Origin of the sequence: Cohnella terricola (assembly GCF_007786475.1) — a bacterium.
Classification (GTDB): Bacteria; Bacillota; Bacilli; order Paenibacillales; family Paenibacillaceae; genus Cohnella; species Cohnella terricola.
Window position 1 is genome coordinate 346,198 of the sequence record NZ_VNJJ01000003.1, and the last position, 14,167, is coordinate 360,364.

The 14,167-nt window shown below is 51.8% G+C and carries 12 protein-coding genes; 1 reads left to right on the forward strand and 11 read right to left on the reverse strand.

Annotated features, from left to right (window positions below):
* Window positions 1-56: 56 nt before the first annotated feature.
* The 6 genes from trxA to FPZ45_RS07280 form a co-directional block, all read right to left on the reverse strand.
* Window positions 57-371 carry a thioredoxin gene (trxA, locus tag FPZ45_RS07255; protein WP_144699901.1) on the reverse strand — a complete coding sequence of 105 codons (315 nt, stop codon included), beginning with the start codon at window positions 369-371 and terminating at the stop codon, window positions 57-59.
* Window positions 355-744, reverse strand: coding sequence for a MerR family transcriptional regulator (locus FPZ45_RS07260; protein ID WP_144699903.1), 390 nt, complete (start codon window positions 742-744; stop codon window positions 355-357). The genes trxA and FPZ45_RS07260 overlap by 17 nt, the downstream gene beginning before the upstream one ends.
* A 96-nt stretch (window positions 745-840) precedes the next feature.
* Window positions 841-2,157 (reverse strand): deoxyguanosinetriphosphate triphosphohydrolase family protein, encoded by a 1,317-nt coding sequence (locus tag FPZ45_RS07265; protein WP_144699905.1) that lies wholly within the window; start codon window positions 2,155-2,157, stop codon window positions 841-843.
* A gap of 28 nt (window positions 2,158-2,185) precedes the next feature.
* On the reverse strand, window positions 2,186-4,417 hold the full coding sequence (locus FPZ45_RS07270; protein WP_144699907.1) for a preprotein translocase subunit SecA: 2,232 nt from the start codon (window positions 4,415-4,417) through the stop codon (window positions 2,186-2,188).
* Between the two features lie 39 nt (window positions 4,418-4,456).
* Complete coding sequence (locus tag FPZ45_RS07275) at window positions 4,457-6,283, reverse strand: SgrR family transcriptional regulator (RefSeq protein ID WP_186438269.1); 1,827 nt, start codon at window positions 6,281-6,283, stop codon at window positions 4,457-4,459.
* 340 nt (window positions 6,284-6,623) lie between these two features.
* Window positions 6,624-7,451 (reverse strand): hypothetical protein, encoded by an 828-nt coding sequence (locus FPZ45_RS07280; protein ID WP_144699911.1) that lies wholly within the window; start codon window positions 7,449-7,451, stop codon window positions 6,624-6,626.
* Between the two features lie 499 nt (window positions 7,452-7,950).
* Here FPZ45_RS07280 and FPZ45_RS07285 point away from each other — a divergent pair, with 499 nt between their 5' ends.
* The gene (locus FPZ45_RS07285) at window positions 7,951-8,874 is read left to right on the forward strand and encodes a transposase (protein ID WP_144699913.1); all 924 of its coding nucleotides are present in this window, start codon (window positions 7,951-7,953) and stop codon (window positions 8,872-8,874) included.
* Between the two features lie 696 nt (window positions 8,875-9,570).
* On the opposite strand, the gene FPZ45_RS07290 is transcribed toward FPZ45_RS07285, so the two are convergent.
* The 5 genes from FPZ45_RS07290 to FPZ45_RS07310 form a co-directional block, all read right to left on the reverse strand.
* Window positions 9,571-10,278: a FadR/GntR family transcriptional regulator gene (locus tag FPZ45_RS07290; RefSeq protein WP_144699915.1), complete on the reverse strand. Its 708-nt coding sequence runs from the start codon at window positions 10,276-10,278 to the stop codon at window positions 9,571-9,573.
* Between the two features lie 19 nt (window positions 10,279-10,297).
* Window positions 10,298-11,029: a LutC/YkgG family protein gene (locus FPZ45_RS07295; RefSeq protein ID WP_144699917.1), complete on the reverse strand. Its 732-nt coding sequence runs from the start codon at window positions 11,027-11,029 to the stop codon at window positions 10,298-10,300.
* On the reverse strand, window positions 11,016-12,545 hold the full coding sequence (locus FPZ45_RS07300; protein ID WP_144699919.1) for a LutB/LldF family L-lactate oxidation iron-sulfur protein: 1,530 nt from the start codon (window positions 12,543-12,545) through the stop codon (window positions 11,016-11,018). Before FPZ45_RS07300 ends, FPZ45_RS07295 begins: the two co-directional genes overlap by 14 nt.
* A gap of 1 nt (window position 12,546) precedes the next feature.
* Window positions 12,547-13,269, reverse strand: coding sequence for a (Fe-S)-binding protein (locus FPZ45_RS07305; protein WP_144699921.1), 723 nt, complete (start codon window positions 13,267-13,269; stop codon window positions 12,547-12,549).
* A gap of 116 nt (window positions 13,270-13,385) precedes the next feature.
* Window positions 13,386-14,150, reverse strand: coding sequence for a DeoR/GlpR family DNA-binding transcription regulator (locus FPZ45_RS07310; protein ID WP_144699924.1), 765 nt, complete (start codon window positions 14,148-14,150; stop codon window positions 13,386-13,388).
* Window positions 14,151-14,167: the final 17 nt, after the last annotated feature.

The window sequence follows — 14,167 nt, forward strand, 5'->3', positions numbered from 1 at the left end:
AAAAAAAGAGCCGCCCCTCAACGACTTTCGGGCAGCTCCAGATTTAATTAACATCGTTAAACGTATTTCGCCAGCAGATTTTCGTACGCCGATTTCGGGCGCAGCCCGATCAGCTTCTCCACGGGCTCGCCGTTATGGAACAGCAGCACCGTCGGCATCGACATCACGCCGAATCGCGATGCCGTCTCCGGCGATTCGTCGCAATCGACTTCGATCACCGCAAGCTTCTCGCCCTGCTCTTCTCCGAGCTCTTCGAGAATCGGCTTCAGCGTTTTGCATGGCGGGCACCATACGGCGCCGAAATCGACCAGCGTCAATCCCTTTTCCCGGATGCTTTCCTGGAAAGTGTCATCGTTAAACGTGACCATCATCGTTATTTCCTCCCGATACCAGGTTAGTTTCTTCCCGTATCGACCGGATGCGGTCCAGCAAATTCGATCGGATCTGGCTAAGCTCTCGGATTTGACCGTCGATCTCGGCAAGCTTTCGCTCGTAGACGGGCAGAACCTCTTCGCAGAACGCTTCCTTGTTCTTAAGTACGCAGTGCAGGAAACTGGCGATCTGCTCCGTCGAGAGGCCAAGCGCCAAGTAAAGCCGGATCGTTCGTACTTGCTCTTCCGCCAAGGGGGAGAACTCTCTGTAACCGTTATCTCCTCGTACCGGCGTCAGCAGTTGCATCTTCTCGTAATACCGAAGCGAACGGATACTGACGCCGGTTCGCGCGGATAATTCGCCGATTTTCATTTCGTTTCCCCCTTGCAGGTCGGATACGAACCTAGTATAAACCCTGACATCAATGTCAGGGTCAAGTACCATTTTACCAGGTATCCGGATTTATGATTAATCCCTTTCGTAGATGGAGCCAGAGCGGCTAGCGTAAAATTCGGCATACACCTTCTCAGCGTAGGCGTCCGTCATGCCGGAGATGTAGTCGGCGGCCAACCTCTCCCAAGACCACTTGTCTTTCTGGGCTTCATAGCTTTCCAGCCAATCCGGCGGAATGATCAAACGCCCGGATTCGTAATGCTTGAAACTCCCCCACAAGCGCTCGATCATGACTTCACTGCGCTTGTGCAAACGCTGAACCCGGAAATCCTTGATCAGCGTCACCCAGGCCAGTTTCTTTAATATTTCAATCGTGCGTAGAAGCTCCCAATCTTGCTGGCCATCCCGTACGAGCGTAACTTTTTTCCATCCACTTCCCGGATCGTCAAGGATGCCGACCTCGCTCGCGAACGTACGCACCCAGCGCGCTTTCATCTCCCTACGGGTGCGCGAAGGCTCGCGATCGCATTCCGCGTAGATCGTCTCCCATTGCTCGTAAAACCGGATCAGGACTTGCTTCACCATTGCGGCTTGATCGATGCCTTTCCAATCTTCGGCGGAATAGCTGGGATCCTCCGTGATCTCTTGCAGCACGTGCGCGACGACGCGATCGTCTTCGAAGAATCCTCTGTCCATCGGGATTTTGCCTGCGCGAATGCCGTCCTCCAGATCGTGCGTCGAATAGGCGATGTCGTCACTTAGATCCATGAGCTGAGCTTCTAGCGTCGCGCAGCCTTCCGGCATTTCCCAAGTCCGGCGGAGGAAATCGATGCCTTCCCATTCTTTGCGGTATACGCCTTTCTGCCTGCCGGGATCGTCGATGCAAAAAGGATACTTGTTAATCGCCAGCAACACGGATGCCGTCAAGTCAAGTCCGCTGTCGCTGCCCGCACGTTTCTCCAGAAACATCAGAAGCCGGAAATTTTGCGCGTTGCCTTCGTATTTCAATCCGTGCTCTTCTTGCAACAGCCGATTGAGCACTTCTTCCCCTTTGTGCCCGAATGGAGGGTGTCCGAGATCATGCGCGAGCGAAGCGCATTCCACGACTTCGGGATCGATCATGAGGCCGGGATGCTCTTTGCGCTCAAGGAAAGCATACTGCTTTCCCAAGCGTCTGGCGACTTCCCTGGCGATTTGCGACACTTCCAGGGAATGCGTCAGCCTTGTCCGGTAATAATCGCCGGAACCCGCGCCAAACACTTGCGACTTCCCTTGCAATCTGCGAAAAGCGGGAGATTGAATCAATCTCGCGTAATCCTTCTCGTATTCGTCGCGATCCTCTCCGGAATGGACGTTCTCTGTATCGTATAATCTCATTTTCCTGACGTTCATGCGACGACCTCTTTCCCGGAGATTCTTATTAAAAGTTGAAGATGTTCGCTTTCTTTTCCACGAATTGATCTTGTATGAGATAGGTCCACGTTCTGGACGGTGCTTTGAGCCCTTCCTTCTCCCAATCGATCTCATCCGCCGTACCCGCTGTATTCAGCTTGCTCAGCGCCTTCGCCGTATCCTGCTCTATTTTGTCGGGCAATTGTTCGAAAGCGTGGATGATCCGATGATGGAATTCATCCGCCGGATTCCGGTTTGCAAGGCTTTCCAGATGGATGCCTTCGCGGATATAGGACACATACGCCAGATGATCGGACCAACTGCGATCCATATAGTAAAGCCTCACATGCTTTTCCGCGGCGCTCATCGTATCGTCGTTCCACAGCACCGCTTCACGCTGCTCATGATGAATTCTGCGCTGCTCTTCGACCATGTCCGAATATTTGTTCAGCGTCTTGCGCATTTCGAAATTTTGGCCCATGACGATCCGCTGAATGTGCTCCATTTTCTTATGAAACACCGACGCGGACAGTTCTTCGTCCTGTTTGTTTGTCCGATACGCAGCCGGAATCGCCTTCTCGATGCCGAACCGGTTGATCAGTTCGTCTTCCAGGCAGACGTAGAATCGGGATGAGCCCGGGTCTCCTTGCCTTCCGGAACGTCCCCTAAGCTGATTATCGATCCGCGCGCTTTCGTTCATATGCGTTCCGATGACGTACAGTCCGCCAAGCTCGGCAACCTGGTCGGCTTGTCTCGGATCGCCGCCTCCCAGACGGATATCGACACCGCGCCCCGCCATATTCGTCGAAACCGTAACCGCGCCGAGTTCGCCCGCTTTCGCGATGATCTCCGCTTCTTTCTCGTCGTTTTTCGCGTTTAGCACATGGCACGGTACTTTCGCCTTTTTCAGCTCTTCGGCAAGTTGGTCGGACTCTTCCACGCTGCTCGTCCCGATGAGAATCGGGCGCCTCGTCGCGTGAACTTCCGCGATTTCTTTCACGAGCGCATTTAGTTTCGCTTCCTTGTGTGTATAAATCCGGCTATCGTGATCGATCCGGATATTCGGACGATTCGGCGGAATTTCGACGACGTTCAAGTTGTACGTTTCCTCGAACTCGTCCGCGGAATCCTGGGCCGTCGCGGTCATGCCGCTAATTTTCGGATATAGGCTAAGCAAATGCTGCAGCGTTATCGTGCCCAGAATTTTGCCCGAAGACTTCGTCTCGATGCCTTCCTTCGCCTCAACGGCAGCTTGAAGGCCGTCTGGCCAGTGCCGGTTCTGCGCGACCCGCCCCGTGTATGGATCGATAATCTCCAGTTTGCCGTCGCGAATGACGTAATCGACGTCTCTTTTGAGCAGCGATTCCGCATGAATCGCACAATTTAATGCCGTTAATAGATGGCTGTTTCGGGCTTCATAGAGATTGCCCGTTCGCAATAAGCGCTCCGCCTTTTCCGAGCCGGCTTCGGTCAGAAATACGTTACGCTTATTCTCGTCGAAATCGTAATCTTCGCCGAGCGCAAGTTCCTTGGCGATCTGTGCCATCCGGCTTCCGTCATTCCCCGAAGACGCGACCTCGCCGGCGATGACGAGCGGAACACGCGCCTCGTCAATTAACAAAGAATCGGCTTCATCCACGATTGCGTAATGAAACGGTCGATGCACGATATCGCTAGTTTTCATCGCGATCGTATCGCGCAAATAGTCGAAGCCGGCTTGCTTCGCCGTGACGTAAGTAATGTCGGCCGCATAAGCGTTTTGCCGTTCTTCGATCGTCATTCCTTCCTTAACCGAGGCAACGGTTAGCCCTAGGAACCGATAGACGGGACCCATCCACTCGGCATCCCGTCCGGCCAAATAATCGTTAAACGTCAGCACGTGCACGCCTTTGCCTTGCAGCGCGTTCAAGTAGGCGGGCATGACCGCCGCGAGCGTCTTGCCTTCTCCCGTATGCATCTCGACCATGTTGCCTTCATGCAGCGCGGCGGCGGCCATCATCTGAACATCAAACGGCCGCATGCCGAGCACGCGGCTCGCCGCTTCGCCGGCGATCGCAAACGCCTCGACGAGAACCTCGTCCAGGGATTCGCCTTCCTGCACCCTCATCTTCAGCTTCAACGCTTCGGCCTTCAGCCGCTCATCGTTCAAATCTTGCATATTAATTTGGCTGATCGACTTCAGCTTGTCCGAGAAATGTTTAAGCTTATGTTGAACGAAACGGTCTTTCACTTTTTGTACGAGCCTGCTGGCAAAATTCATCGAAACAATCCTCTCTCCTAAAAGTCGATGTTGATCTTATTATAGGGATTGCGCGGAATAAATCATAGTGCGGTTTTCCAGCCATATATCCTTGAAATCGATCCATCCGAGAGAGTTAAAGCCGACACCTTTTACCGCCGGGTGGACGTAAGTGTTCATTTTTTTGTGCAGGATAAAAGTGACATGCGCCTCGTCGCGCAATCGATTTTCGATTCCGTCCAATAGCTCGCGCCGTTTTCCGGGATCTTGGCAAGCCAACGCGTGATTGATTTGTTGCGTGACCCATTCGTGGACATCCGGCCGAAGCATCTCTTTCAATAAATTTCCGGTCTGCTCATAATTCTCGATTTCGCATACGTCTTCGACTGCAAATACAAGACAAAACAGTATACAATCAACTTCGGGAAAAATGTCTCGTTTGCGGACCGAACCATGCGTCTCGATGAGAACTTTAGCGTTCACGCCGAATTCGGCGCAGCGCTTTTCGATCCACCTAGCGTCCGATTCATGCGCTCCGTACGTGCATAGGAGCAATTCTTCTCCGTTATACCCCGATTTTCGCAACAGCCGCCTGGCCTCTTCCTCATCCAAGTCCTCGTTCAAATAAGGCGTTTGTTCCGTGGGGCGAAACCCTCTTGCGGGATAGACCCGATCCTCCCCCAATTCGCGGATCATTTTCTTGCGATTAAGGAATAGCCCGAATGCTCTTCGAAAATCTATCGAGCTCTGAGGGCCTTGTTTTCTCGAATTCCAAGTCAGCAGCATGCTTCCGCGGCACAGCGACTCCATCTTGTGCCATGACGAGCTTTCGCTTGGATCCGCGGGCTTCTGGATATAGAGCAGTTGCTTCCATGTGGCGTTCTCAGACATAACGGCGGTTTCTTCAGGCATAAACGCGATCACGACTCGATCGAGATGCGCTCTTCCTTGATAATATTCCGTGTTCGCGACCATTTCGCAGCTGTCTCCCGACAAGCCAACGATGCGGAATGGTCCCGTACCGATCGGCTTTTTCCAGAATTGCTCATCATCTTCCTGCAGCAAATCCCTTGGCAATATCGACATGCCCGCTGAACTAGCGAACCGCGGAAAAATGGTATTTGGCCGCTCTAACATAATTCGTACGCAGCGGTCTCCCAGGCAAACGACTTCCCGGACCGAACGGACCAGCCAACTGGAGGGCTTAGCACCTCTCATTCGCTCAATTGTATACCGTACGTCTTCTGCCTGCAGTTCTCTGCCATGGTGGAATCGGATCCCTTTTCTTAAGTAAAACGTCCATTCCGATCCGTCCTCATTCGATTCCCAAAAGTGGGCCAATCCCGGTTTTAGCATACCGGTAGACGCGTCGTATTCCACCAATCGATCGTAAAGCTGTTTAATCATGTGCGCATCGAATGCGTAGTACACCTTCGAAGGATCCAATGTCCATATGCGATAATAGACCGGAAACCGCAGCGTATCCAACGTTTCGCTTCCGCTCGCACCCTCTGACTGGTAACCGAAATGATCGTTCAGCCATAACATGAATCGGTCGACCGTCGCAGCTCCCGCGCCGAACGTGCGAAGCATTTCGAACGCTTGTTTATACTCTCCTTTATCGGCTGTCTCTCGTGCCTTCTCTATCAAAAAAGGTTCCTTTTCCACCAAGAAAACGATCCGCGAAACATTGCCCCGACCTCTCCCGGAATGCCACTCGATCCATTTTTCTTCCGTCAGCCGCTTGATAATCATTTTGGCGTTGCGAGCGGTGCAAAATAATAGCTTCGAGATTTCTTCCGTCGTCGTTTCGATCTGTACGCCGATTTCGGTTTGATTGCCTATAGTGTTTAATAACATTAAATATCTTTCAACCGACGTCGACAATGCTTTCACTCCTTCGCATAATCGGCTGTTACGTTCAAAAGGGGAAATGGAATATAAAAACCGTTCACTTTTTTTCCTCTTTTTCATTCAGCATAATAAATACCAGAAGAGTTAGCAAGGAGTGGATAACAAATGCTGAATCATTATCATGACATGAGGAATTTATCGAAATCGCGCCAAGTGGAATGGGAACGGCTGATACAGGATACGGCACGGAAACGAGAGTATACGAAAGAAAAGCGCGAAAGCCGGAATCGGCCGCCATCTAGCAGTGATGTTCGGCGAATGCTTAGTTAAAAGATAAGCTGAAACAACAATTGCTGCATGCCATCTCAATCAATTACTCCGTAACTATTACGTATGTTCCTATGCTTCCGCTGCCGATGACGTCTTCGAAACCTTCAAACGGTACGCCTGTAATATTGATCTCATACTCCCCCGCCGGATATTTCTTAGAATCTAAAATTCCCATTATTTCATAGTCGCCATGATCGACTGCTACTGCGGCGCTTTTCCATACAACTTCATCCTTAAGGGAAAGCGTCGCAACCATTTTCTCCATTAAAGAACCGTGTCCCTGAATTTGAAACGTCTCGTTCAGACGGATCAACTCCGGAAACCGAAAAGGTGTTACCCCCGGCATCCACGACTTATAGTCGTTCTGTACGAACTCGAACAACGGTTCGGAATCGGCGAACGTTTCATTTCCATCTGAATCGCTAATCCATACTTTCCCCTCGACGGCTCTGCATTCCGCACCCGTATTTACGTACGTGCAATTCCAAGCTGGGCGAACCTCCTGAATCGTGCGGTTCTCATACACGATCTCGATCGCCATGCTCCGCTCATGAAGCGGCGGCGTCAATCCTTGTCCGTCGATGTTCTTTGCTTGGTCAATCCATTCGAGCAACCGCGACGCCAATTCTGGATTCTGATCCGCATACGCCGTATTCACGGTTTGCGAAGGTATCGGCGGGGACATGTAGATCCATTTCACCTGCCTGGTCGCCGTCCCGTCAGCCGCCTTCTCGAGTTTCGCCCCCTCCGCTATCGTCTGTTCGCCGCTGCTCCCCTTTATATCGCAAGAGACAATCAACGTGCAAGCCGCCAGTACTAGTACCGGCAACAGCAATAGCACCCGCGCTTGTATCCACACCGAATTTCCCACCCCCAACACCTCCGGAACCACTTCCCTCGTCTGACTTCTAAATGTATAAACGGATTTATTTCCAAAATGTTACCGAATTCACCAGCCTAATCCTCCCGAATAGTATCATCTATGAATGAGCTCCTCCTTTCGATCCTCTTCGTCAGTATCCCCTCCGCTCAGTAGCGCTCCTCTGTATCTGCCATTGACGGCGTCCGCCCTTCAATCCCCTCCGTCGGTATCCCCAACACTCAGTACCGCTACTCTGTTTCTGCCATTAACTCCATCCACTTTTTCAATCCCCTACGTCATTATCCCCTCCGCTCAGTTCTGCCCCTGTTTCTTCCACAGACCCATCCTCCTCTTAATTTCCTCTGTCGGTATCCCCTTCGTTCAGAACGTCGACTTTTCAGGTTTTTTTATCAAATTGTCCATTTTTATCTTTTGATAGGAACGTATGTTTGGTATAATGAAATAAGAACAAATGTTCCTTTTTTTTACGCCGAAAGGAGTTTTCTCCATGAATTTGCTCGGTTCCGATGAAAAATATAATTCGTTTTGCGCACAATTTACTCGGGAAGAAGACTGCTTTGGCATCTTGTTCAATCTAAAATGGCCGGAAGGTTTTCGTTGCCCGCACTGCCGGCACACCCATTTTTATCTCATTTCCACACGCAGATTGCCTCTCTACGAATGCCGTTCTTGCCGCTCTCAAACTTCTCTTATCGTAGGTACGATTATGGAGGGCAGCCGCACGCCATTGCATCTTTGGTTTCAAGCGATTTACCTCCATACGCAGCCTTTTGGCGTGAATGCGGTTCAGCTTGCCGAGGCCATCGGCGTTACCTACAAGACCGCTTGGCTGATCGGACATAAAATTCGGCACGCAATGGTTCAAGCCGAGTCGAAAAGACTCCTCACGGGCATCGTACGCATCTCCGATACGGTTTACAGCCGTCGCTATACTGGGTCTTTTGAATGGCATAGGCAAGAACAACCGCTTCTAATCGGCGCCTCCGGCAACGAGAACGAGCAACTGAAGCCCATCATCGTTAAACTCCAATCCAAAACGCCGCTGAAGAACAACTACGACTTTCCCGATCCGTTTCCATTTATTCGCGATCATGTAGACCCGCAATCCGCGCCTCAAACCATTATTACTAGAAGGTATGGTAAAAATAGAAACAATGCGCTAGCTAGCATGGGCCACAAAGTCACCTGGTGGATCGCCAGAGTGTACCGCGGTATTGGGCCGAAGCATCTACAACGCTACCTAGACCAGTTTTGTTATGTGTACAATCGAATTTCGAGCACTCTATTCGAACAACTGATTTCGGATTGCACCATATCCAAGCGTATTACTTATTCGGCTCTGACCCAATCTTCTGCACGATCCATCCGACCAACTCGCGTTGCACGCACAGCCGTTCCAGTGGTTAGTTAAGCTTTTGTATTATTAATTTACTGACTACGATCTACTTTATTTGACATGGTTATTTCTTGCCATAAGATTTACCCGATCTTAACGTTGAAGTCTCACAGAGTTTCTTTGCATGATTTGGTCTTTTCATGAGGGCATTCCATGCATTCTTTTTACCTGAGTAATCGGGATACCTGGAAGCGAAATAGAGACGAGGTTAAGGTGAAGTAAAATCGAACTAAAGGCAGAAGTGACTACGAAGGAAAGAGATACATTCTGGCAGCTACTTTTTCTGAGTGAATGGGATACCGGCAGAGAGAAGGAAGCAGTGCATAGCGCAATACGTATAGTTCGCCTGAACGAAGGGGATGCCGGCAAAGGGATAGAAAATGGTGCATAGCACACAATGATCGTACTCTTTCGCCTGAGCTAAGGGGATACCTACAGAGGGTTAGAGATTTGAGGAACCGTTCACGATGAACGTGTTTCATTCTCCTGAGCGAAGGCGTTGCCGACAGAGTGAAATTGGGCTGGTAGTGCGTGAGAGTGTAGTTGTGCTGCTGATCTACTCATTTCTGAGCGGCGGGGATAGCGTCAGAGGAATAAAGTGGAGTTGCTATTGTGGCGCGACGGAATGGTTCACATCTGAGTGACGGGGATAGCGAGCCCAGAGCCAATGAGTTAATCGGGTAGGCTCACTTGCCGCTTGGAGCCGCTAGTTCAGATGTATTTGGTCAGGATATTCTCGACGTGTTGGAGGTGCTGTTTCATGGTTTGGGCGGCGAGATCGGAATCTTGGCGGAGCACGGCGTCGAAGATGGCTGAGTGCTCGAGATAGAGACGTTCGGCGACTTGCCGGTTGGCGTATATCTCGACTCTGCGTACTTCCCGGATCGCCGTCTCTAGCTGATTAGCAATCGATTCGAACAGGCGGACCATGATGGAGTTATGAGTAGCCTTCGCCAATGTGAGATGGAAAAGGAGGTCCGTGCGCTCCCCTTCCAAGTCGTGGCCAATGGAATTCTCCATCGCTTCGATCAACGTCCGAATCTCTGCAAGATCTGCTTCCGTCCGTTTCGCGGCGGCAACGGCGGCATTGGACACTTCAAGCGACTGCCTCGCTTCGAGCAGTTCCAGTAGCACGCTCCGATTCATACGGATGGAGTCCAATTCGGGCACTACGATCTCCGTCGGCACATTATGGATGACCCGGCAACCGCCGCCTTGACGAATCTCGATGAGGCCCATCGCCTTCAGAGCGCTAAGCGCTTCTCGGGTCGTAGACCGCCCTACTCCGAACGATTCGGACATTTCCTTCGTGGACGGAAGTTTGTCGCCGACTTTCAGCTTGCCGTCCAGAATCATCCGCATCAGTTGGTCTTTGATTTCCTCATAGTGGTTTCGTTTCGTTAACCGAGTCATTTCCATAAACGATGAATCCTCCAAATTAACCGACGATTAGGGCGTACACGACACCGGGGCCATGTACACCGATCGTCAAGTCGTTCTCAATGTCTGATGATCGGCTAGGTCCGGAAATGAAATGGATACCTGCCGGCAAGTTAGCGCGACCGCTCTCATCGAATTGTACCATCACCTCTCCGAGTCTTGTCTTGATACGCTCGACCGGGATAATGGCTATCAGGACGGTCGGCAGCAGGCTGACAGAACGTCCTTTGTCCTTGGACGAAAGCACGACCATCGAACTCGTATAGGCCGCCGCGTAATCGACCATGACGACGCCGATATCGGCTTCCGCGGAACGCGCCTTCCAATGCTGCTCGGGATCGGTGTTCCACACCGAAATTCGCGCGTCGGGAAGTTCATCCTCTAAATTCAAACCCGCAAGTTCCGGTTCGTTCTGGCGAACGATGTATTTCGCGCTTAGTTCGTTGGCTTTGTCCGTTATGAAGCCGCGAACTTCTTCCATCGTCTCGAGCCGTTGGACATGTCCTCCAACGCTGACGAAGTTATCCGTAAACCGGTTGATGCGTTCCTGTTCGTTCCACTCGTATGCGTTCCAGAAATCGGGGGAACCACGAAACGGATGTGGAGGAGCATCGTCGACCATCGGTCGTCTTAGCTTGGAGGAGATGCCGCCGATAAAAGTTTTCTGCTTCGCGCGAGATTTTTCTTCCATCTCGCGCAACCATTCTTCATGCGTTTTAGTTGTGTCCATGTCCATGCCCTCCGCCTTTCGCGCGATCTTTGATCGCATGCTCCATCCGCTTCTTGATGTCTGGAGACATCTCTTGTAAGCCGTTTCGGATTTCGGCGTCCAGCGTTCCCCATTGCTGACGGAACGACTTTTTCGGCAGCGTCGGTGTGACCCTGTACGTATTCCAGCCCGCCAAAGGTCCGACTTTCAAACGGATTTCGCCGCCCCGCGAGATGAATTTCTGACCGATCTTGCCGAGTTTGATCACTGTATTAAACCGTCCAGACTTCGACAACAGCGTCGCGAACCCTTTCATTCCGGCGTTTTCAATCTTGTTGCCGTAGCCCGCCTCGACTTTGCGTCTTCTTAGATAGACGAGCATATCGTGCAACGGTATTTTGACCGGGCAGGCTTCATAACAAGCTCCGCATAGACTGGACGCGTTGGCGATATCGTCCCATTCGGCGATGTTCTTCTGCAGGGATGGCGTCAAGACGGCGCCGATCGGACCGCTGTAAGTTCCGCCATAAGCGTGGCCCCCAATGTGACGATAGACCGGGCACGCATTGAGGCAAGCGCCGCAACGGATACAGTTGAGCAGCTCTTGGAATTCCGGATCGCCGAGTTGAAGCGAGCGTCCGTTATCGACGATGATAATATGCATTTCATCCGGGCCGTCGGCATCCTCTGCCCGGCGCGGACCTGTAATACCCGACATATACATCGTCAGCTTCTGGCCAGTTGCCGACCGCGGAAGCAGCGTCGCCATCACTTCAAGGTCCGCCCAAGAAGGAATGATCCGTTCCATGCCCATAAGCGTAATTTGGGTCTTCGGCAACGTCGTTACCATACGCGCATTGCCTTCGTTCTCGAACAGCACCATCGAGCCGGTCTCGGCAATCGCGAAGTTGCAACCGGTCATGCCGATGTCGGCTTCGAGAAACTTGGCGCGTAGTCTTCTACGGACGTATCCGGCCAAAATCTTCGTATCCGCTTCAAGTTTCTCTCCCGCATCCTCGGAGAGGAGATCCGCGATCTGAAAACGATTCTTATGGATCGCAGGAATGATAATATGCGACGGGACTTCCCCAGCCAATTGAATAATGTATTCGCCCAAATCCGTCTCGATCGCTTCAACGCCGATTGATTCGAGTGCGTGATTTAGATGAAGTTCTTCCGAAACCATCGATTTTGATTTGACGACGGATTTGGCGCTTTTCCTCTCCGCGATCGAAAGAGAAATATCCACCGCTTCCTGCGCGGTTTCCGCGAAGTGAACATGAACACCGTTCGCGCGGGCGTTCTCGACGAACATGTTCAAATAATAATCGAGATGAGCGATCGTGTGAAGCCGGATTTGCCTGCCCCGCTCGCGCCACTCTTCCCAGTTGCCGTGTTCTTCCATTGCCTTCAGCTTGCCGTTCTTTAGCCTTTCCGTCGTGAACTTGACGGCTTTACGCAGAAATTCGTTGTTAAGCGCCAGGTCCGCGCGTTCCTTCACCGTCGCTCCTCCGGCTGTACCAGGTCCATGGCTCATCCTACTTCACTCCCTCGTATAGAAGCTCCGCCAAGTGCATCACTCGGACTGGTTCGTTGCGATAACGCAAATTGCCCCCGATATTCATCAGGCAGGCCATATCGAGTCCGACCAATACTTCCGCTTCCGTTTCTTTGACATGGTCGCTCTTTTCAGTAACCATCGCGCCAGAAATGTCGGACATCTTAACGGCGAACGTACCGCCGAACCCGCAGCAATCTTCCGCATGCGGCAGCGGAACGAATTCGAGCCCTTTTACTTTGCTCATCAGCGCCATCGGTTCTTCTTTCACGCCTAGCAATCGGCTACCGTGGCAAGACGGATGATAAGTCACCTTATGCGGGAATGACGCGCCGACATCCGTAACGCCTAGCACGTTTACAAGAAACTGCGTGAATTCGAAAGATTTGCTTTGCAGTGCAAGCGCTCTCTCCAGCATTGCCGGATCATCTTCGAACAGCTTGGGGTAGTGATGGATCATTCCCGTACACGACCCGGACGGAGAGATCACGAAATCGCTATCCTCGAAAGCGTCGATAATCGTCTTCGCGGTCGCCCTCGCTTCTTTCCAGTATCCGCTATTGAACGCCGGTTGTCCGCAACATGTCTGAACGGTCGGAAACTCAAGCGTCACGCCGTATCTCGCGAGCAATCGGACCATCGCTTCCCCGACTCTTGGATAGATGGCATCGCTTAAACAAGTAATGAATAAGGAGACTTTCATACCGCACCCCTCTCGAAATATATTCCAATCATATCAGGTTATCAGACAAGTTGCCAATGGAAAATGCCTTCGATCACGCAATGGATGCGAAGACATTTTCCTAAGAAACGTAATCTTTATACCGTAATGACGGTTATCCCTTTGTCCTCCAGCCGCTCGATCGTTTCTTGCGGCATGCGCTTGTCGGTAATCAACGTATCGACTTCAGACAAATCCGCCACGTGGGTGAACGCTTGCACGCCGATCTTGCTTGAATCCGCAAGAAGGATGACCTCGTCCGCCATGCCGATCATCCGCTGCTTGATGCGCGCCTGCAACTCGTTGGACTCGCTGATGCCGCGTTCCAGATGGACGCCTTTGCACGACAGAAACACTTTGTCGACATGATATGCGTCCAAGGAGCGTTCTGCCAGCGGACCGACGAAGGAGAGCGAGCGCTGCGCAAGAATGCCGCCGGTAGAGATCACTTCGATTTTCTCTTTAATGCTAAGCTCCGTAGCGACCTTAATCGAATTGGTAAGCACGGTCAGAGTGATATCCGGAACGTCGGAGGCCATATACCAAGCAGTCGAGCTGGCATCCAAGAGGATGCGATCCTTCGGTTCGATCCGCTTAATTGCTTCGAGCGCGATTCGCTTCTTCTCGTCCGCGTTCGTTATCTCGCGCACGGCGTAAGGAATCTCCGGCTGCAGCGCCGAATCTTTGACATTAACCGCCCCGCCATGGGAACGGCGCAAGCGTCCCGCTCGCTCAAGCCGGTCCAGATCGCGGCGGATCGTCTCCTCCGTGACCTGGCACAGCTCGCTCAGCTCGGATACCCGAATGCTCCCTCTCTCGTTGACCAGGCTTACGATTTTCTCATAACGCTCCGCAACTAGCATGTGTACCCTCTTTTCAA